The organism is Rhodococcus sp. T2V (genome assembly GCF_029269925.1).
In the GTDB taxonomy this organism is placed as follows: domain Bacteria; phylum Actinomycetota; class Actinomycetes; order Mycobacteriales; family Mycobacteriaceae; genus Rhodococcus_F; species Rhodococcus_F koreensis.
In genome coordinates this window covers 1-438 of the sequence record NZ_JARJBD010000416.1, presented here as the reverse complement: position 1 = coordinate 438, position 438 = coordinate 1, and the positions used below count along the sequence as shown (strand labels likewise).

Annotated in this window: 1 pseudogene; it reads left to right on the top strand. The window is 67.1% G+C overall.

The annotated features are described in order from the left end of the window. A pseudogene (locus tag P3H15_RS54645) lies at positions 1 to 438 on the top strand (AAA family ATPase); the annotation flags it as partial.

Genomic DNA, 438 nt, shown 5'->3' with positions numbered 1-438 from the left:
CCTACATCCACCAGATGAAGATCGAGGGCTCGCAGCTGCCGCTGATGATCGCGGTCCTCGACGAGTTCTTCATTCTCTCCGGCAAGTGGCAACGTTTGGCCAAGACCGGTGACGACGAGACCCGCGCACAGCTCAAGGAACTCGACCCGCTCGGGGCGTGGGCCGACCTTGCGGTGCTCGCCCGGTCGGCCGGCATCCGGCTGTTGCTCGGTGTGCAGCGCCCCGACGCGAGTCTGTTCGGTGGTGCCTCCGGTAACGCACGCGACAACTTCGGGACCCGCATCAGCCTCGGCAACCTCTCTCAGGACGGTGCGCTGATGATGTGGGGCGACTCCACGGTCGGCCGGGAGGTCGACACCTCCGTCAAGGGCCGCGGTATCGCGCTCGGCGACGACGGCAACCCCGTCGACGCGCAGATGTGGTGGACCCCCAACGTCG